The organism is Methylobacterium currus (genome assembly GCF_003058325.1).
GTDB classification, from domain to species: domain Bacteria; phylum Pseudomonadota; class Alphaproteobacteria; order Rhizobiales; family Beijerinckiaceae; genus Methylobacterium; species Methylobacterium currus.
The window spans coordinates 5228788-5246643 of sequence record NZ_CP028843.1; the positions used below are offsets into that span (position 1 = coordinate 5228788).

Consider the following 17856-nt stretch of genomic DNA (forward strand, 5'->3'; position numbering starts at 1 on the left):
CGGGAGGTGGTGCAGGCGCACGACCTGATGCCCCGCCGCTCGCTCGGCCAGAATTTCTTGTTCGACCTGAACCTCACCGGCCGGATCGCCCGGTCGTCGGGGCCGCTCGAGGGCGTGACGGTGGTCGAGGTCGGCCCCGGTCCCGGCGGCCTGACCCGGGCGCTCCTGATGCACGGCGCGGCCAAGGTGATCGCGGTCGAGCGCGATCCCCGCGCCCTGCCGGCGCTCGCCGAGATCGCCGCGCATTACCCCGGCCGCCTGGAGGTGGTGGAGGCCGACGCCCTGGACTTCGACCCGCGGCCGCTGATCGGCGAAGGGCCGGCCCGCATCGTCGCGAACCTCCCCTACAATGTCGGCACGCCGCTCCTCACCGGCTGGCTCACGCCGGAGGCCTGGCCGCCCTGGTGGGACTCGCTGACCCTGATGTTCCAGCGCGAGGTCGCCGAGCGCATCGTCGCCGACGAGGGCGACCGGGCGAATTACGGCCGGCTCGGGGTGCTGTGCGGCTGGCGCACGCAGGCCCAGATCCTGTTCGACGTGCCGCCCTCCGCCTTCGTGCCGCCGCCGAAGGTGACATCGAGCGTGGTGCGGCTGGTGCCGCGGCCCGAGCCCCTGCCCTGCCGGGTCCGGGCCCTCGAAGCCGTGACCGGCGCCGCCTTCGGCCAGCGCCGCAAGATGCTGCGCCAGAGCCTCAAGGCCGCGACCCCGGACCCTGCCCGCCTGCTCGCCGCCGCCGGCGTTCCGGAGACGGCACGGGCCGAGGAGGTGCCGGTCGAGGGGTTCGTGGCGATGGCGCGGGTGCTCTGAATGCGACGAAGCCCCCGATTCCGGACGGAATCGGGGGCTTCGCAAGGGCCGCAGGGAGCGTGGCTCCCGGCGGCAGAACCGTTAGCGGGTCTGCTGGATGGCCGAGACCACCCATGGGCCGCCGCGCTCGCGCAGGAAGGTCCAGACCTCCGTCGCCTCGGGCGGGTTGGTCTCGACGACCCGGCCGCTGGCGCGCTCGATCAGCGCGTCGCGCAGGGTGTAGCGCATCGCCACGGTGGCGTAGTCGACCGGACCCTCGCGCCAGGACTCGGCGAGGTCGCCCTGCTGCAGCTTCACGTCGGCGATCTTGTTGACCAGGCCGCGGGCGGTGTTGGCCCGCAGCTCCTCGGTGAAGTAGCTGGCCATCTCCGGCGTCGTCAGGCGGCGCAGGGTACCGATGTCCTCGGCGCCGTAGGCCAGCTGGACCTGGCCGAGCGTGCGCTCGAACGCCTCGAAATCCTGCGGGCCGATGCCGACCTCGTCGCGCTGGGCCGGGCGGGCCTGCGCGGCCGCGCCGCCGCCGAGGCCGGCCAAGCCACCCAGCGGATTGCCACCGAGAGGATTGCCACCGAGAGGACCGCCCGGACGGGGACCGGCCGCCGGGCCGCTACGGTTATAGGCGCCCGCCATGGCCGGCTCGGCCTGACGGCGGCGGAAGAAGCGCAGGACCAGCATCACCACGCCGACCAGCAGGCCGATCTGCAGCAGCAGGCCGAGGAACGAGGCGATGCCGCCGAGGCCGCCGAAGAAGCCGCCGCCGACCAGCGCGCCGAGCAGGCCCGCGCCGAGCAGGCCGGCGAAGAAGCCGCCGCCGAAGCGCCGCTGCGGCGCGGCCGGGGCGCCCATCTGCGGGCCTGCTTGCGTCATCGAGCGCTGCATCGGCGCCGGGGCGCCGGGGGCGGTCGCGGTGGGGGGCGGGGCCGAGAAGGTCTTGGAGCCACGGGACCCCATCGAGGAGCCGCCGCCGGGACGCGCCTCGCCGGCCGTCGCCGCCACGGCCATCAGGGCCGCCAGGCCGAAAGCCAGGGCCGTCCGGCGGCCACGGGAGAAGGTGGTCATCATCGGTTCGTATCGCCTCGTGCCGTCACCAGTGAGGGGCGTCCCGCCCCTTGCCATGCATATGGGGGTGCGGGTGGCGCAGTAGAAGGGAGGCATCGCGCCGGATGCCTTCCTGTTTGTAACTACACCCGATGAAGAGTCGCCGATCGGCGCCAGATCTGCCAAGCGATAAATTTTTGAGATGTCCGGGATTAGCCCGTGGCGGCACTTCGTTGCGGCCGCGGCCGCAGGATCTCGGCGGCCGGGAAGGTGAGGCGCACGGTCGTGCCCTCGCCGGGGCTGCTGCGCAGGGCGACGGCGCCGTTCTGGCGCTTGACCAGGGCGTTGAGGATGGCGAGGCCGGTGCCGCGGCCGGGCTCCCGGGTGGTGAAGAACGGCTCCAGCGCCCGGGCCAGCACCTCCGGCGCCATGCCGTCGCCGGTATCCGCCAGCGTCAACGCGACGTGCCGGCCCGCCGCCCCGTCGGCCGCCACCCCCTCGCCGCCGTGATTGCGGGTCTCGACCGTGACGCGCCCGCCCGCCGGCATCGCCTCGGCGGCGTTGCGCAGCAGGATCTGCAGGATCAGCTCGGTCTGGACCGGATCGAGGCAGGCGATCCACAGATCCTCGGCGAGGTCGAGGTCGAGGGCAACCCCCTCCCCGAGCAGGCCCTGGGCGTGCTCGCGATAGCCGCGCAGGAGCCCGTTGAGGTCGACCGGCCGCGGCTCCGGCTTGTGCCGGCGCGAGAAGGCCAGGAGGTGGCGGGTCAGCGAGGAGGCGCGCTCGGCGGCGTCGGTCGAGCGGCTGAGCGCCCGCTGCACGAAGGCGTCCGGATGCTCGCCGAGGCGCCGGCGCAGGCCGTCGACGTAGCCGACCAGGATCTGCAGCAGGTTGTTGAACTCGTGCGCGACGCCGTTGGTGAGCTGGCCGAGCGCCTCGCGGCGCTGCGCGAGGGCGAGCGCCGCCTCGACGTCGCGCCGGCGCGAGGTCTCGACGACCTGGATCAGGCCGGACGGCTCCGCTCCCGGGACCGGCGAGAGGTGGAGGAGCGCCCAGAGCGTCGCCCCGTCGCGCCGGCGCAGCAGCACCTCGGCGCTGGCCGGGCCGCCGGCTGACAGGAGCGCGCGCAAGGACGCCTCGGCCTCGGGCTCGGCGCCCAACGCCGCGACGCCGGCGGGCGCCTCGCCGAGGAGGGCGAGGGCGGCCGGGTTGACGAAGAGTATCTCGCCCGCCGGGCCGGGCGCGACCAGCAGAGACGGCAGGGGAGCGGCCGCGAGCGCGGCGCGCAGGGTCCCGCCCTCCCCCGGCGCCTCAGCGGCCGGCACTGGCGCGGGGACATCCGGCACGGGCGGACCTCCGTGATGCGCGGGCCGGGGCCGCCCGCCTTGGGCATTGTCTGGCGAACCGGTCACTGATCCGTCGGAACACGCAGTAGAATCAAAAACCTGGAGCAGCGGTCTTGCGCCACTCTAGAGCAAGTCCGGGCAGCGTGGAAACCGCGATGCCCGGTGCTGTCCGGCTTAAGCCCGCCCATCGTCGTCAACCAGGACCGTCGGCCCGAAGATCGTCTCGAAGCGCGCCCGCAGCACCGCGTCGACCTCCGGCATCGTCACCGGCCGGCCGAGATCGACCAGGCTGGTGACGCCGTGCTCGCGCACGCCGCAGGGGACGATGCCGGAGAAATGCGACAGGTCCGGCTCGACGTTCAGGCTGATGCCGTGGAAGGTCGCCCAGCGCCGCACCCGGATGCCGATCGCCGCGATCTTGTCCTCGACGCCCGGCCCCTTCTCCGGCCGGCGCACCCAGACGCCGACCCGGTCCTCCCGGCGTTCGCCCCGCACCGTGAACGCCTCGAGAGTGTCGATCAGCCAGGCCTCCAGGGCGGCCACGTAGGCGCGCAGGTCCGGCCGTCGCCGGTTGAGGTCGAGCATCACGTAGGCCACCCGCTGGCCGGGGCCGTGATAGGTGTATTGCCCGCCCCGGCCCGTACGGTGGACCGGGAAGCGCTCCGGCGCCACCAGGTCGGCCTCCTTGGCAGAGGTGCCGGCGGTGTAGAGCGGCGGGTGCTCGACGAGCCAGACGCGCTCCAGGGCGCGGCCCTCGACGATCGCGGCGGCCCGCGCCTCCATCGCGCGTTCCGCCTCGCGGTAATCGAGGAGCGCGTCGCGCACCACCCACTCGACGGGGGGGCTGCCGGGCGCGGGCAGGAGGCTGCCCGGGACGGTTGCGAGCCGGTCGTTTACCAAGACTTCACCATAAGATCGGATTGTTCGGTCATCGCTTCGTCGTCAGGTGGGTGCGTCCGTTGGCAGTCCTCGACATTCTCAAGGTGGACCTCGCGGTCGTGCTCGGGCGGACCCGGATGCCGATCCATATGCTGCTGCGCATGGGCCGCGGCGCGGTGATCGAGCTCGATTCCACCGATTCCGATATGGTCGAGATCCTCGCCAACAACCACCCGATCGCCCGCGGGCAGATCGTGGTCACCGGCAACCGCATCTCCGTGGAGGTCACGGAGCTGATCCGCAAGGCCGAGGTGGTGCGCGAGCCGGGCGTCCGCATCGGCGACGGCAGCGCCGGCCTTCTGAACGCCCTGTCGGACGCCCTCTAGGCGAGAATGTTCGCCGGATCCGCATCGGGGCGCTTGCGTCCCCGGGAGGGGACTGGTATTCGCAGCCTCGCTTCGGACGGGTCTCACCCCCGCCCCGCCGGTTCCGGCGAGAGCAAGCATCCGCGGCCGTGGCGGAATTGGTAGACGCGCTAGCTTGAGGTGCTAGTTGGGCAACCAGTGGAGGTTCGAGTCCTCTCGGCCGCACCATTCATCCTGCAGGGTCTTGCACCGCGGCGGGATGGGATGGAGACCGCATTCGGCGTGAGAGTCTCGATCCTCGTCGAGGCTAGTTCCGAGTGAGGTTGCCGAGACGTCGGGCCGTGTGGCGGTCATGGCGTTGAGTTTTATCAGTTTGTTTCAATTCGGCTGGACCCCATTTCGATATCCAGCCTGCTCCGCGGCCGTGGCGGAATTGGTAGACGCGCTAGCTTGAGGTGCTAGTTGGGCAACCAGTGGAGGTTCGAGTCCTCTCGGCCGCACCATCCTGCCTGTGAGCAGGATGTCGGAATCCTTGTCGAAGGACCCGTCTCTTCGGGCGCTGGCCGCGCCGAGAGACGAGGACATTGATCTCCCACGGATCAGACTGCGATTTCCCAGCCCCCACCCTAGAGCGCTGTGCGATCGTCCTGCAACGGCCAAGTTGTTTTGGGCGTTGGTTGGGTGGAGGAGCCAGCGATGACCTCACCCTTGTCCCTCGATCTGCGTGAGCGTGTGGTGTCCGCTGTCCTGGCGGGCGCGTCTTGCCGCCAGGCTGGCGAGCGGTTCGGTGTCAGCGCCGCCAGCGTCAGCCGCTGGCACGCCCGCCATCTCCGGGACGGCCACGTCCGGCCCAAGCCGATGGGCGGAGACCAGCGCTCGCAGATCATCGAGGCCCACGCCCCGCGGATCCTGAGGCTGTGCGAGGAGCGCGGCAACATCGTGCTGTCGGAACTGCGCGACGCCTTGGCCGAGCAGGGCGTCGCCACCAGCACCAGCAGCCTGTCGCGCTTCCTGGCCCGCCATCGCATCACCCGTAAAAAGGGGCTCTTCACGCCGCCGAGCAGGACCGACCGGACGTAGCGGAGGCGCGCCAGGCGTGGTTCGAGGGCCAACTCGACCTCGATCCGGACCGTCTGGTGTTCATCGACGAGACCGCCGCTTCGACCCGGATGGCGCGTCGCTATGGCTGGGCTCCACGCGGCCAGCGCTGTCGCCTGCCAGTGCCGTGCGGGCACTACAAGACCACCACCGTCACGGCGGCACTGCGTACGAGCGGCCTGACGGCGACAGCCATCTTCGATGGAGCCACCAACGGCCGGCGCTTCCTAGACTACGTCACCGACACGCTGGTCCCAGTGCTCCGGCCAGGCGACACGGTGATCCTCGACAACCTTCAGGCCCACAAGGTGACGGGCGTGCGCGAGGCCATCGCGGCGGCTGGCGCGCGGGTGGTGTACCTCCCGCCCTACAGCCCGGAGTTCAACCCGATCGAGCAGGCCTTCGCCAAACTCAAAACCTTGCTGCGCACCGCAGCCGCGCGCACGGTCGAAGACCTGCATGCTGCGATCCGCCAAGCCTTTGCTGCCTTCACCCCAAAGGAGTGTCGCAACTACCTCAATGCAGCTGGATACTAGACAGACCGCTACGTTTCAGCCTGATCGGGCAATGCTATAGCGCCGACTCTCGCGTCCGGGCGGCATTCCGCATGCGTCAGCGCAGGCTCACCCCTGCCTCGCGGTCCCGGGATTAACTTCCTCGAAGGACCAGCCCCAGCAACGGGCGATCCCGATCCTCGGCAGGCACCACCGTCTCTCCGGACATGGCTGGCCACCTTTGCGCATCATCGGCACAGGCACGACAGGCTGCCCTGAACCGGAGCGGCCCGGACAGCCGATGCGGCTGACCGAGCGATCCGTCGCCCCGCCCTCTGTGGCCGAGGCGCAGCCAAGTCATGCCGCGCCGGTCTCAGTTGAGGAAGCGCGGCACCACGAAGCGGATGCCCAGCAAGCCGATCATCGCGAGCGTTCCACTGACTATGAGAACGTAGAGAAGCGAGGCATCTGCGCCGTAGCCGGGATAGAAGGACGATCGACAGATCTTCACGATGTGCATGAGCGGATTCCATTGCACGTACTCGTAAATGACCGCCGGCATTGACTCCGTCACGAAGATCGCGCCGCTCGTGAAATACATGAGGAGCGTCGGGACGATGACGCCGATCTGCCACGGCGGAAACAGTTGCGAGATGAAGACGTTGGTGAACCCCATCGACATGGCAAAGCAAAGTGCGATCAATATGCTTTCACAAAACGCAAAGGGATCCCTTGGTAACACTTGAGCGCCACAACATGCCGCAATGAAAAAGACCAAAGCTATGCTGAGACTGCTGGTGCAAATCTCGACAATGGCGCGAGACATAACGACATCGAAGAATTTTACCTGAGGAAAGTAAATCAGCTGCCGATTTTGCAGCGGCCCTTCCATCATCTTTCGGGACATGTAGTTGAGAATGATGTAGGGCGAGAGGCCGGATACGGCGAACAACACGACGCTGTCGCCGATCGGGGTGGGCAGGTGCCGGATTACGTAGAAGCCGGTGATGACCAGGATGTGCGCGCAGGGCCAGCCGACGGCGATGCCGTAGCCCCACATCGTGCCGCCGAACCGGGTACGAATGTCGCGCAGCATGAGTGCGCCGAGCACGTCCAGCTGGATCTCGAGCGCCGACTTCGCCTGGTACGCCATCCACCGCTCCCGCCCGGCCGACGGCCCCGCACAGGCGCCCTCGACCCGATTCATCAGTCGCGGAGCGCCCTAGCCCCACAATGCGGCAACCGGGTGACCGGTCAGGCCTCGTCCAAGCCAGGCAGAGCCCGGGCCTCGCCGTGATAGGTGCGGTTCGGCCGCATGTCGACGGCCGAGGCCATGCGGTTCGACATGTTGAAGAAGCTCGCCACCGCCGCGATGTCCCACAGGTCGCGCTCGGAGAAGCCGGCGTCGCGCAGGGCCTCGCGGTCCTCCTCCTCGATGGTCCAGGGCGCCTCGGTCAGGGCCACCGCGAAGTCGAGCATGGCGCGGTGGCGGCGCGAGAGATCGGCGGCGCGGTAGTTCATCGCCATCATCTCGCCCAGCACCGGGTCCCCCGACAGGCCGCGCACCGCAGCCCCGTGCGCGGTGAGGCAGTAGTAGCAGCGGTTCACGCTCGACACCGCCACCGCGATCATCTCGCGCTCGAGTTTCGACAGGCCGGAGGGCGCCAGCATCAGGTCGTTGTAAAGAGTGGCGAAGGCCTCGAGCTTGGCGCTGTCGTGGGCGTAGGCGAGGAGCACGTTCGGCACGAAACCGATCTTCTCGCGGCACTTGTCGAAGTAGGCCTGCATCTCCGGCGACAGGTCGGGCGAGGGCGGAAGATCGAGGGCCATCACGGTGCCCTCGGTCTCCTGCGGCGCCGGCCGCTCGCCCACCTCCGGCCTGGTCCCCGTCCGCGTCTTGGCGCCCGCCATCCCGTGCCCTCCCCGTCATCGTGCCTCAGCTATAGGCAGTTTGCGTCCGACACGCGAGGCCGGGCTTGCGGGGGCCAAGTCACTGTGCCACCGCTCGGCCATCAACCTCGGCAGAGGACGAGCAGACGTGGAACCCTCGACCGCGACCGCGACCCCCGAAGCGAAGGCCAGCCGCACCGACCTGATCGCCGCCGCCGCGGCGCTGGCGGAGGACCGAGGGGGACCCGGCGGCTTCGTCCGCGACCTCTTCGGCCGCGTCGCGCCGGAGGACCTGACCGCCTATCCGCCCGAGGCCCTGGCTGACCTGGCGCTCGCCGCCCGGGCGCATCTCGCCGCGGCGCGGCCCGGCCGGACGATCAGCGCGGTACGCCTCTCCGACGTCGAGGTGGAGCTGGGCGGGCGCCGGCGCGACCTCACGGTGCTGGAGGCGGTCAACGCCAACCGGCCGTTCCTGCTCGATTCGACCCTGGCCGAGTTGGTCGCCCGCGGCTACCAGCCCCGCCTCGTCGCCCACCCGATCCTCGGCGTCGAGCGCGACGCGGACGGCGCCCTGGTGCGGGTCGTCGGCGAGACCACGGCGCAGGAGACCGGCGGCGAGGCCGGAGGAGATGCGGGGGAACTCGCCCGCGAGAGCTTCATCCACGTCCATCTCGACCGCATCGACGACGAGGCGGCCCGCGCCGCCCTCGCCGCGAGCCTGGCCCGGATCTACGCCGACGTCGCCGTCACGGCGGCCGATCACACCGCGATGGTCGAGCGCCTGGCCGAGGCGGCGGCGGCCTACGCGGACGCCTCCTCGCCCCTGGCGCCGGAGGAGCGGGCGGAGGCCCGCGCCTTCCTCGACTGGCTGCGCGACGGGCATTTCGTGCTGCTCGGCCTGCGGGAATACCGCGACGAGGGCGGGGCCGACCATGCCGGCGTCAAGGGGAGCGGGCTCGGCCTCCTGCGCGATCCCGCCGTCGAGGTCCTGCGCCGCGGCGACGCCATGGTGGCGGTGACGCCGGAGATCCGCGCCTTCCTGGAGGGGCCGGAGGCGCTGCTGGTCACCAAGGCCAGCCTGCGCTCGCGGGTGCGCCGGCGGGCGCATCTCGACATGGTGGCGATCAAGCTGTTCACCGGCGAGGGGCATCTCTCGGGCGAGCTGCGCCTCGTCGGCCTGTTCACCGGCAGCGCCTATGCGAGCCGGGCCGAGGAGGTGCCGTATCTGCGCCGCAAGGTTGCGGCGGTGCTCGCTAAGGCCGGCCTCGACCCGACGAGCCATGCCGGGCGCTCCCTCGTCCACGTGCTCGAGACCTATCCGCGCGACGACCTGTTCCAGATCGACACCCGCCTGCTCCTGCGCTTCGCCCTCGCCATCGTGTCGCTCGCCGACCGGCCGCGGGTGCGGGTGCTGGCGCGGCCGGACAAGTTCGGCCGCTTCGTCTCGCTGATCGCCTACCTGCCGAAGGACCGCACCGACGCCCGGCTCCAGGCCCGGATCGGCGCCTACCTCGCCGATGCGCTGGGCGGCCGGGTCTCGACCATCGCGCCGGATTATCCGGAAGGGCCCCTCGCCCGCCTCCACGTCATCGTGGCGACGCCGGGGGCGCCGCCGGAGGAGATCGATGCGGGGCAGCTCGAGGCCGGCATCGTCGAACTCTCCCGCACCTGGGCCGATTCCCTGCGCGAGGCCTTGGGAGCGGCCCGCGGCGGCGACGCCCGCGGCCTCGCCGCGGTCTATGCCGACGCCTTCCCGGCGGGCTACCGCGAGATGTATGCGGGCGCCCAGGCGCTGCCCGACATCGCGATCCTGGAACGGATCTCGGAAGCGCAGCCCCGGGCGGTCGACCTCTTCCGCCGGCCCGGCGATCCCGACACCCGGATCGGCCTGAAGGTTTTTTCCCGGGGTACCGCCCTGCCGCTCTCCGAGCGGGTGCCGGTCCTGGAGAATCTCGGCTTCCGGGTCATCGACGAGCGCTCCTACCGCCTCAAGCCCGTGGGGACCGGCGCCCGGGTCTGGCTGCACGACATGGTGCTGGAGCGCGCCGGCGGCGGCGCGATCGACGTCGCATCGGTCGAGGGCCCGGTCGAGGCGGCTCTGCTCGCCCTCGCCCGCGACCTCGCCGAATCCGACGCCTATAACCGCCTGGTGCTGGAAGCCGGGCTCGGCTGGCGCGACGTCGCCCTGGTGCGGGCGCTCGGGCGCTACCTGCGCCAGCTGCGCATCCGCTACGGCCAGGACTACCTGGCGGCGACGCTGGCGCGCCACCCGGCTCTGGCCCGGCGCCTGGTCGCCCTGTTCTACGCCCGCTTCGATCCCCGCCGCGACGGCGACCGGCAAGACGGCGACCGGGCAGCGGCGCAAGACGCCGTGCGGGCCGAGATCGAGGCCGACCTGGCCCAGGTCACCAGCCTCGACGAGGACCGGATCCTGCGCCGCTTCGTCAACCTGGTGGAGGCGGCGCAGCGCACGAACTTCTTCCAGCTCGGCCGCAACGGCCTTCCCCCCGAGACCATCGCGTTCAAGTTCCGCTGCGCGAAGGTCGACGGGATGCCGCTGCCCCGGCCCCTGTTCGAGATCTTCGTCTACTCGCCGCGGGTCGAGGGCGTGCACCTGCGCTTCGGCTACATTGCCCGCGGCGGCCTGCGCTGGTCGGACCGGCCGGAGGATTTCCGCACCGAGGTGCTGGGCCTCGTCAAGGCGCAGCAGGTCAAGAACGCCGTGATCGTGCCGGTCGGCGCCAAGGGCGGCTTCTTCCCCAAGCGCCTGCCGCCTCCTTCCGACCGCCAGGCCTGGATGCAGGAGGGCACCGAGAGCTACCGGATCTTCATCCGCACGCTCCTCTCGCTCACCGACAACATCGTCGACGGCCAGATCCTGCCGCCCCCCGCCACCGTGCGGCACGACGACGACGACGCCTACCTGGTGGTCGCCGCCGACAAGGGCACCGCCACCTTCTCGGACATCGCCAACGCGCTCTCGCTCGAGGCGCATCACTGGCTCGGCGACGCCTTCGCGTCCGGCGGCAGCCAGGGCTACGACCACAAGCAGATGGGCATCACCGCCCGCGGCGCCTGGGAGGCGGTCAAGCGCCACTTCCGCGAGGTCGATATCGACATCCAGGCCGAGCCGGTGACGGTGGCGGGCGTCGGCGACATGTCGGGCGACGTGTTCGGCAACGGCATGCTGCTGTCGCGCTGCCTGAAGCTGGTGGCCGCCTTCGACCACCGCGACATCTTCCTCGACCCCGATCCCGACCCGGCCACCGCCTTCGCGGAGCGCCGTCGCCTGTTCGATCTGCCGCGCTCGTCCTGGGCCGATTACGACCGGTCGAAGATCTCGGCCGGCGGCGGGGTTTTCTCGCGGCAGGCCAAGACCGTGCCGCTGTCGCCGCAGATCCGGGCCCGCCTCGGCCTCGACCGGGCGGAGGCGACGCCGGCCGAGGTGATGCAGGCGATCCTGCGCGCTCCGGTCGACCTCCTGTGGTTCGGCGGCATCGGCACCTATGTGCGCGCCACCTCCGAGAGCGACGACGAGGCCGGCGACCGGGCGAACGACGCGATCCGCATCACCGGCGCGGAGCTGCGCGCCCGGGTCGTCGGCGAGGGGGCGAATCTCGGCCTCACCCAGCGCGGCCGGATCGAGGCCGCCCGCCGCGGAATTCGCCTCAACACCGACGCCATCGACAACTCGGCCGGCGTCAACACCTCGGACGTCGAGGTCAACATCAAGATCGCGCTGGCGACGCCGGAGCGCGACGGCCGCCTGAGCCCGGAGAGCCGCAACGCGCTCCTCTCCGGCATGACCGAGGCGGTGGCCGACCTCGTGTTGCGCAACAACCAGCTCCAGACCCTGGCCCTGTCCCTCGCCCAGCGCTCGGCCGCGACCGAGACCGGCTTCGCCTCCCGGCTGATGCAGACGCTGGAGGCCGACGGGCGTCTCGACCGCAACGTCGAGTTCCTGCCCGCGGACGCGGCGCTGGCCGAGCGGGCGCAGGGCGGCGAGGGCCTGACCCGGCCGGAACTGGCGGTGCTGCTCGCCTACGCCAAGCTCGCGCTCAAGGACGCGCTCCTCGACAGCGCGGTGCCGGACGATCCCTTCCTCGCCCGGGAGCTGGAGCGGTCCTTCCCGCCGGTGCTGGTGGCGCGCTACCCCGATGCCGTGCAGGGCCACCGCCTGCGCCGGGAGATCATCGCCACGAGCCTCGCCAACGCCATCGTCAACCGCGGCGGGCCGACGATTGTCAGCCGGCTCTCCGACGAGACCGGCGCCGAGGCTCCGGCGATCGCGGCGGCTTACGCGGTGACCCGGGACGCGTTCGGGCTGATCGAGCTCAACAAGGCCGTGGACGGGCTCGACGGCGCGATCAGCGGCGACCAGCAGCTCGCCCTCTACGCCGAATTGCAGGACCTTCTGCGCCAGCGCATGGTCTGGTTCATCCGCAACAACGAGGCCGCGCCCGGCGGCATCGAGGCGGCGGTGCAGCGCTACCGCGACGGGATCGCGGCGGTCTCGGCCGTCCTGCCGGGCGCCCTCCCCCGGCTGCCGCCGAGGCGTTGAGCCGGCGCGTCCGCGCCCTCGTCGATCACGGCGTGCCGGAATCCCTGGCCGCCCGCCTCGCGGCCTTGAGCGAGCTCGGTGCCGCACCCGACATCGTCCAGGTCGCCGAGGCCACCGGGCGCCCGCCGGCGGCGATCGCCGCGACGCATTTCGCGATCGCCGACCTGTTCCGCCTCAACGCCCTCTCGGCCGCCGCCCGGGCGGTGCCGGTGGCCGACACCTTCGACCGGATCGCGCTGGAGCGGGCGGTCGCGGGCATTGCCTCGGCCCACCGGGCGCTGACGGCCGAGGCGGCCGGGTTCAACGCCGAGGGCGCCGCCGCGGTCGAGGCCTGGAGCCAGGCCCGCGGCGCCTCGCTCGCCCGCATCCGCACCGCGGTCGCGGCCATCGCCGCCTCGGGCCTCACGGTGTCGAAGGTCTCGGTGGCGGCGAGCCTGCTCGGCGACCTGGCCCGGCCATGACCGGGTCGGCGGGTGCGCCGGAATTCGGGGCGGAGTTCCGGGCCCGCTTCGCGGAGCTGGTCGCCTGGCGCCGCGATGTGCGGCGCTTCCGCCCCGATCCTGTGCCGGACGACGCGGTGCGGGAGTGCCTGGCCCTCGCCGGCCTCAGCCCCTCGGTCGGCAACAGCCAGCCCTGGCGCTTCGTGCGGGTCTCGGATCCGGACCGCCGCGCGGCGGTGACCGCCAGCTTCCTGCGCTGCAACGAGGCGGCGGCCACGACTTACGACGACGCCCGCGCCGCCGCCTACCGGAGCCTCAAGCTCGCGGGCCTGCGCGAGGCGCCCTTGCATCTGGCGGTGTTCTGCGACGAGGCGACCGGGGCCGGCCACGGCCTCGGCCGCGCCACCATGCCGGAGATGCTGCGCTACTCGGCCGTCACCGCCATTCACACGTTCTGGCTCGCGGCACGCAGCCACGGCCTCGGCGTCGGCTGGGTCTCGATCCTCTGCCCGGAAGAGGTCACGGCGGTGCTCGACGTGCCGACCGCCTGGCGGCTGATCGCCTATCTGTGCGTCGGCTACCCGGCGGAGGAGCACGCCGATCCGGAGCTGGTGCGCCACGGCTGGCAGGCACGGCTGGAGGCGCCGATGCTGGAGCGGTGAACAGGACGCAGGCCAGGGCTGCGCACATCGTAGTTTGATACATACTAGTAGGTACAATACAAGGATCGAGGCTGCTCCTGCAGCCGCGGAGGTTTCCGATGCCCCTGGTCCACATCTCCCTGAAGCGCGAGCGCCCCGCCTCCGAGCGGCGCGCCATCGCGGATGCCGTCCATGCCGCCCTCGTCGGCAGCATCGGCGTGCCGGCCGACGACCGCTTCCAGATCGTCTCCTGCCAGTTCGACGAGGTGATCTACGATCCGGGCTATCTCGGCATCGCCCGAAGCGACGATCTGGTGATCGTGCAGATCCACCTGTCGACCGGGCGCAGCGTCGCGCAGAAGAAGGCGCTGTTCGCCGCCATCACGGAGAATCTCAGCGCGGCCGGGGTGCGGCCGGACGACGTGTTCGTGAACCTGGTCGAGACGGCGCGGGAGAACTGGTCCTTCGGCAACGGCATCGCCCATTACGCCGATGCCCCCCCGCCCCACCTCGCGGGCGCGGCCTGACGCTCTGGCGTGGCGGGGCCGGGCGCGGCATACCGCGCCCGGCGGCAGGAGAGGCGGCGTGGCGCGGCAGGGACCATCGAAGCGCGAGGCGATCGTCGCGGCGACGAAGGCGTTGCTCTGGGAGCGCGGCTACGAGGCGACGAGCCCGCGGGACGTGCTGGCGCGCAGCGGCGCCGGCCAGGGCAGCCTCTACCACCACTTCCCCGGCAAGCGGGAGGTGGCGGCCGCGGCGCTCGCCGAGATGGCCGGGGAGGAGATCGCGGTGATCGACGCGCTGTTCGCGTCCGGCACACCGCCCCTCGACCGCGTGCGGGCCTACCTGACCCGCGAGCGGCAGGCCCTGCGCGGCTGCCGCCTCGCCCGCCTCGCCAACGAAGCCGCCATGGAGGAGCCCGCCCTGCGCGAGCCGGTCGCGGCCTATCTCGGGCGCATCCAGGCCTGCTTGCGCGCGAGCCTGGAGGAAGCGAAGGCGGCCGGCAGCCTCATTCCCGGAATCGAGCCCGCCCCGTTCGCGGCGGTGCTGATCGCGATCGTCGAGGGCGGCTACGTGCTCGCCCGGGTGCACTGGGACGAGGCCGCGATGCGCGAGGCCATCGACGGCGCCGTGCAGCTCGTCGCCGCGGCCACCCGCCCTCAGGCGTGAGCCTGCGCCGCCGCCAGGATGCCGACGCCGACCGCGATCACGCCGATGCCGAGGATCATCAGCGGGGTCACCGGCTCGCCGAACAGGATGGCGCCGCCGAGCGCCGCCCCGACCATGCCCACCCCGGCCCAGATCGCGTAGACGATGCCGATCGGCAGCATGTCCATGCTGCCCGACATCAGCCACAGGGCGGTGCCGTAGCCGAGGGCGACCAGGACGGTCGGCCCCGGGCGGGTGAGCCCGCCGGCGGCCTTGAGGGCGAGCGTCGCGGTGATCTCGGCGCCGATCGCCACCGCGAGGGTCAGGAACGGGTTCATGCGCTCGCCGTCAGCGGCAGGACCGGCGTCGGCTCCGGCGCCACGAACATCTCGAGGTCGTCGGCGAATTGCTCGGCGATCTCGGGCGCGTTCTCGAGGCAGACCTTGAGGTAATCGGCGAAGGCCGGCGGGGGTGCGAAGCCTTCCGCGAGGAGCCGCGCGTTGGAGAAAGTCAGGTCGAGGGAGCAGAAGGCGTAATAGGCCCGCACCGCCCGCAGCATCGCCTGCTTCAGGGCGCCGTCGAGGCCGAAGGCCTCGGAGAAGCGCCGGCGCAGCAGCGCCCGGTCGGCGACGAGGTCGAAGCGGGTGAAGTCGTCGCGGGTGCCACCCTCGGGGTCGGCGGCCGCGAAGGCCCGCATCAGGTCGTCCCAGCGGGCCCGGGCGCCCTCGCCGGCCGAGACGTGATAGAGGTTGTGCGCGAGAAGCGGCTTGCGCAGCAGGCCGAGCAGGCTGTCGGCGACCCAGTCGACCGGGACGATGTCGACGGCGCTCGCGGGGTCGCACGGCACCAGGCGCAGCCGGTCGGCGGCACGGATCACCCACAGGATGCTCGAGCTCGGCGCCGACCCCAGCGTCGAGTGCCCGACCACGATCGAAGGGCGGGCCACCACGATCGGCAGGTCGGCGAAGCTGCCGGCGAGCGAGGTCTCGGCCGCCGCCTTCGAGACGGTATAGGCGACGAGGTGGCGCGCCTGGGGCGACGGATAGGCCGCCTCCTCGACGAGGGGCGGCGCCTCGGTGCCGCAGATCATCGCGGTGCTGACGTGCAGGAAGCGGACGAGGCGCGGCATGGTCCGGGCGCGGCGGGCCAGCGCCAGCGTGCCGTCGTGGTTGGTGCGGCTGACCCGCTCCTCGCCCCACCACGAGGTGTCGGCGGCGAGATGCAGCACGTGGGTGACGGAATCGAGCCGCGGGTCGGCGTCGAGGTCGGCGCGGGTGAAGTCGCCCGGCACGACCTCGACCGCGCGGGCGAGGCGCTGGGCCGTGAACGGGTCGGTGAAGCGCGACAGCCGGGCGGCGATCCGCTGCCGGCCCTGCTCGGCGCTGGCGCAGCGCACGAGGCAGACCCACTCGGTGCCGTCGCGCCGGCTCAAGCCCTGGTGAAGGACGGCGCCGCCCAGAAAGCCGGTTGCGCCCGTCAGTAAGATCCGTGCCACGCTGGACTCCCCCCGCATGCTGGAGAGATGCCACAGATGAGCAGGCAAAGAATTTGTTCTCGCGGCATCGATCTCTCATTCGTGCAGTATGTTGCGCGCGGGCAACCGTCTATTTCTCGTTTTGGTTAGTCCGTTCGCGCAAAAACAGATCCCGAAACATAGTAGAAACGATCGAATTAATCCGTTCGATATAGGACGGGACGAGGATTATGGTCCGCCCGCCGCGAATCGCAGCGGCACCCGGCTTCAGACATCTTCTGAAATCTATTGGAAACGATCGTGACGCGGCCGCGCGGGCTCAGCCGCGACTCAGCAGGTGGGCGAGCAGCGCCCGCAGCTGCGCCGGCTTCAGCGGCTTGTGCACCAGTTCGCAGCGCGCCGCCCGCACCCGCGCCTCGACCTCGGACGAGTGGTCGGCGGTGGTGATGACCGCCGGGATGTCGTGGCCGTGGACGGAGCGCAGCCATTCCACGGTGTCGAGGCCGCAGGCGCCGCCGTCGAGGTGGTAGTCGGCGACGACGACGTCGGGGCTCCAGGTCGTGCCGAGGAGCCGCACCAGGCTCAGATGGTCGCGCGCCGCGAAGGCGTTGGCGTCCCATCCGTGGAAGAGCCGCGCCAGGGCCTCCAGGGCCGCCTTGTCGTTCTCGATGAGGGCGATGCGGGCCCCCGTCAGGCTCGTCGGCGGCACCAGCGACGGGGCGGGGCGGGGCGGCTCGGGGGCGCAGGGGGTGAGGTGCAGGCTGAAGCGCGAGCCGTGGCCGACCCGGGATTCGAGGCTCAAATGGTGCCCGAGGGCCTGGGCCGAGCGCCGGACGATCGACAGGCCGAGGCCCAGCGCGATCTCGCCGTCGACGCTCTCGCGCCCGCCGCGGTGGAACTCCTCGAAGATCAGCTCCTGCTCGCCCTCCGGGATGCCGGCGCCGGAATCGACCACGTCGATCCGGATCTCGCCCCCGCGCTTGCGCGCCGCCACCAGCACGCCGCCGGCGGCAGTGTAGCGGATCGCGTTCGAGACCAGGTTCTGCAGGATGCGCTGGAGCAGCACGAGGTCGCTCGCCACCCAGGCCTGCCCGCCGCGCACCGAGAGGCGCAGGCCCTTGCGCGCCGCGAGCGGCCCGAAGCTCGCCTCCAGGCTCTCCAGCACGTCGGCCACGAGCACCGGCCGCACGACCGGCTGGATCAGCCCGGCATCGAGCTTCGAGATGTCCAGCAGCGTCTTGATCAGGTCCTCGATCGTCTGCAGGCCCCGCTCGACCTGGCCGACGATGCTGCGGGCCTCCGGCCCGACCCGCATGTCGGCGAGCGCCGAGAGCGACAGCCGGGCGGCGTTGAGGGGCTGGAGCAGGTCGTGGCTCGCGGCGGCGAGGAAGCGGGTCTTCGAGCGGTTGGCCCGCTCGGCCTCCTCCTTGGCTGCGGTCAGGTCCTGGTTCGAGCGTTCCAGGCTGCGCATCAGCGCCGTCAGCTCCTCGGTGCGGGAGCGGACCTGGCCCTCGAGGGTGATGGCGGTCTGGAACAGCGAGTAGGCGCTGCCGCGCTGGTCCATCGTGCGCTCGACCTGGGACATCAGGGCGGCGTTGATGCGCTCCAGCTTGGCGATGCGGCGATGCAGGGCCGCGACCTCGTCCGTCGCGGCGGTCCGGCCGGCCCTCGTGT

At 71.5% G+C, this 17856-nt stretch carries 14 protein-coding genes, 2 tRNA genes and 1 pseudogene; 9 read left to right on the forward strand and 8 right to left on the reverse strand.

Annotated features, from left to right (window positions below; all coding sequences use genetic code 11):
* Nucleotides 1–27 precede the first annotated feature (27 nt).
* The gene (gene rsmA / locus DA075_RS24140; RefSeq protein WP_232388531.1) at nucleotides 28–807 is read left to right on the forward strand and encodes a 16S rRNA (adenine(1518)-N(6)/adenine(1519)-N(6))-dimethyltransferase RsmA; all 780 of its coding nucleotides are present in this window, start codon (nucleotides 28–30) and stop codon (nucleotides 805–807) included.
* A gap of 81 nt (nucleotides 808–888) precedes the next feature.
* Here the strand turns inward: rsmA and DA075_RS24145 are convergent, their stop codons facing one another.
* The 3 genes from DA075_RS24145 to lipB form a co-directional block, all read right to left on the reverse strand.
* Nucleotides 889–1869 carry a TIM44-like domain-containing protein gene (locus DA075_RS24145; RefSeq protein ID WP_099955382.1) on the reverse strand — a complete coding sequence of 327 codons (981 nt, stop codon included), beginning with the start codon at nucleotides 1867–1869 and terminating at the stop codon, nucleotides 889–891.
* Between the two features lie 188 nt (nucleotides 1870–2057).
* A complete protein-coding gene (locus DA075_RS24150; protein WP_099955383.1) occupies nucleotides 2058–3191 on the reverse strand; it encodes an ATP-binding protein in 1134 nt (377 codons plus the stop codon).
* Between the two features lie 174 nt (nucleotides 3192–3365).
* The gene (gene lipB, locus DA075_RS24155; protein ID WP_099955384.1) at nucleotides 3366–4091 is read right to left on the reverse strand and encodes a lipoyl(octanoyl) transferase LipB; all 726 of its coding nucleotides are present in this window, start codon (nucleotides 4089–4091) and stop codon (nucleotides 3366–3368) included.
* 59 nt (nucleotides 4092–4150) lie between these two features.
* Here lipB and DA075_RS24160 point away from each other — a divergent pair, with 59 nt between their 5' ends.
* The 4 genes from DA075_RS24160 to DA075_RS24175 all read left to right on the forward strand — a co-directional run bounded on the left by DA075_RS24160 (nucleotide 4151) and on the right by DA075_RS24175 (nucleotide 6069).
* On the forward strand, nucleotides 4151–4456 hold the full coding sequence (locus DA075_RS24160; RefSeq protein ID WP_099956777.1) for a FliM/FliN family flagellar motor switch protein: 306 nt from the start codon (nucleotides 4151–4153) through the stop codon (nucleotides 4454–4456).
* A gap of 122 nt (nucleotides 4457–4578) precedes the next feature.
* Nucleotides 4579–4663, forward strand: a tRNA-Leu gene (locus DA075_RS24165).
* Between the two features lie 190 nt (nucleotides 4664–4853).
* A tRNA-Leu gene (locus tag DA075_RS24170) sits at nucleotides 4854–4938 on the forward strand.
* A 193-nt stretch (nucleotides 4939–5131) separates the two neighbouring features.
* A protein-coding gene (locus DA075_RS24175; RefSeq protein WP_164712472.1) for an IS630 family transposase occupies nucleotides 5132–6069 on the forward strand; the annotation gives its coding sequence in 2 pieces (ribosomal slippage) (nucleotides 5132–5483 and nucleotides 5483–6069; 939 coding nt in all).
* A gap of 331 nt (nucleotides 6070–6400) precedes the next feature.
* On the opposite strand, the gene DA075_RS24180 is transcribed toward DA075_RS24175, so the two are convergent.
* On the reverse strand, nucleotides 6401–7180 hold the full coding sequence (locus DA075_RS24180) for an ABC transporter permease (RefSeq protein ID WP_164712473.1): 780 nt from the start codon (nucleotides 7178–7180) through the stop codon (nucleotides 6401–6403).
* Between the two features lie 101 nt (nucleotides 7181–7281).
* Entirely contained in the window at nucleotides 7282–7938 is a 657-nt protein-coding gene (locus DA075_RS24185) for a peroxidase-related enzyme (protein ID WP_099955387.1), read from the reverse strand.
* A 127-nt stretch (nucleotides 7939–8065) separates the two neighbouring features.
* Here DA075_RS24185 and DA075_RS24190 point away from each other — a divergent pair.
* From DA075_RS24190 to DA075_RS24205, 4 genes and pseudogenes are all read left to right on the forward strand, one after another.
* A pseudogene (locus DA075_RS24190) lies at nucleotides 8066–12939 on the forward strand (NAD-glutamate dehydrogenase).
* Nucleotides 12936–13580 carry a 5,6-dimethylbenzimidazole synthase gene (gene bluB / locus DA075_RS24195; RefSeq protein ID WP_099955388.1) on the forward strand — a complete coding sequence of 215 codons (645 nt, stop codon included), beginning with the start codon at nucleotides 12936–12938 and terminating at the stop codon, nucleotides 13578–13580. Before DA075_RS24190 ends, bluB begins: the two are co-directional and overlap by 4 nt.
* A gap of 98 nt (nucleotides 13581–13678) precedes the next feature.
* The gene (locus DA075_RS24200; RefSeq protein ID WP_099955389.1) at nucleotides 13679–14086 is read left to right on the forward strand and encodes a tautomerase family protein; all 408 of its coding nucleotides are present in this window, start codon (nucleotides 13679–13681) and stop codon (nucleotides 14084–14086) included.
* A gap of 58 nt (nucleotides 14087–14144) precedes the next feature.
* Complete coding sequence (locus DA075_RS24205; RefSeq protein WP_164712474.1) at nucleotides 14145–14729, forward strand: TetR/AcrR family transcriptional regulator; 585 nt, start codon at nucleotides 14145–14147, stop codon at nucleotides 14727–14729.
* Here the strand turns inward: DA075_RS24205 and DA075_RS24210 are convergent.
* The 3 genes from DA075_RS24210 to DA075_RS24220 form a co-directional block, all read right to left on the reverse strand.
* A complete protein-coding gene (locus DA075_RS24210) occupies nucleotides 14720–15046 on the reverse strand; it encodes a DMT family transporter (RefSeq protein ID WP_099955391.1) in 327 nt (108 codons plus the stop codon). The genes DA075_RS24205 and DA075_RS24210 overlap by 10 nt on opposite strands.
* Nucleotides 15043–16203, reverse strand: coding sequence for an SDR family oxidoreductase (locus DA075_RS24215; RefSeq protein ID WP_232387280.1), 1161 nt, complete (start codon nucleotides 16201–16203; stop codon nucleotides 15043–15045). The genes DA075_RS24210 and DA075_RS24215 overlap by 4 nt, the downstream gene beginning before the upstream one ends.
* Before the next feature lie 298 nt (nucleotides 16204–16501).
* Nucleotides 16502–17767, reverse strand: a complete 1266-nt coding sequence (locus DA075_RS24220; protein WP_099956778.1) for an ATP-binding response regulator — start codon at nucleotides 17765–17767, stop codon at nucleotides 16502–16504.
* Between the last annotated feature and the right edge of the window lie 89 nt (nucleotides 17768–17856).